Below are 853 nucleotides of genomic sequence, written 5' to 3'. Positions count from 1 at the left end.
AGCGCGGCTAACCCGGCGTCCTGCCGGGTTACCCACGCTCCAAAGCCTGCGTTCGGCCAGCGTGGTTTAACGGGGCGCCTAAGATCAAGATCAAAAGCAGATCAAGGGCACAGCGGCCTACAGGCCGGCTTGAGTGTGGTGAAGCAAAGGCTAAATCAAAAGCAACGGCAAACGCGGTCCACTGTGGGAGCGGGCTTGCTCGCGAAGGTCGTTAACGATGACGCTGGCATCCTGAATGAACGCGGCGCCCTCAGGTTTTTCGCGAGCAAGCTCGCTCCTACAGGAAAGCAGCTCTGCTTTCGCTCTTAACACTCAAGCCGGCCTGTAGGCCGCTGTGCTCTGGCTTTTGATCTGCTTTTGATTTTGATCTGCGGGCCCCGTCAACCACGCTGGCCGCAAGCAGGCACGGTGGAGCGGGTAAATCGGCAGGGAAGCCGATTTAGCCGCGCCGGGCCATGGATGGCCCGTCGCGGCGGCCCGCGGAATCGGGCCGGAGTGCGGGCATGCCGAGCCTAGGCGAGGCACCGAGTGGTGGGGCAAAGACCTTTTGGTTACTTTTGGCTGGGCCGGCATTCCGGGCGTTTGCCAAAAGTGACCCGCTGTAAGGGGCTGTCATAAATTTTGTGTTCGGGCATAACATGTTGATAGAGGTGCATGTATGCCGACCAAAAAGAAACCGGCCCGTGAGGCCCCGCGAGACCTTCCATCCATTCCAAAAGAGCTGATCGACCAGTTCGTCAGCGGCCCGATGAGTGCCGAGGCTATTCAGGATGCCTCGATGGCGTTCAAAAAGGCGCTGATCGAGCGAGCTCTTGGTGCCGAGTTGGGCCACCACCTTGGCTATCCTCAGGGC

The 853-nt window shown here is 59.8% G+C and carries 1 pseudogene; it reads left to right on the top strand.

The features are described from left to right. Positions 1 to 658: 658 nt before the first annotated feature. A pseudogene (locus tag AU074_RS25935) lies at positions 659 to 853 on the top strand (IS256 family transposase); the annotation flags it as partial.

The sequence above is a fragment of the Pseudomonas sp. ATCC PTA-122608 genome (assembly GCF_001952855.1).
Taxonomy (GTDB): domain Bacteria; phylum Pseudomonadota; class Gammaproteobacteria; order Pseudomonadales; family Pseudomonadaceae; genus Aquipseudomonas.
The sequence above is the reverse complement of the archived record's forward strand: the minus strand, read 5'-3'. Positions and strand labels throughout refer to the sequence as shown.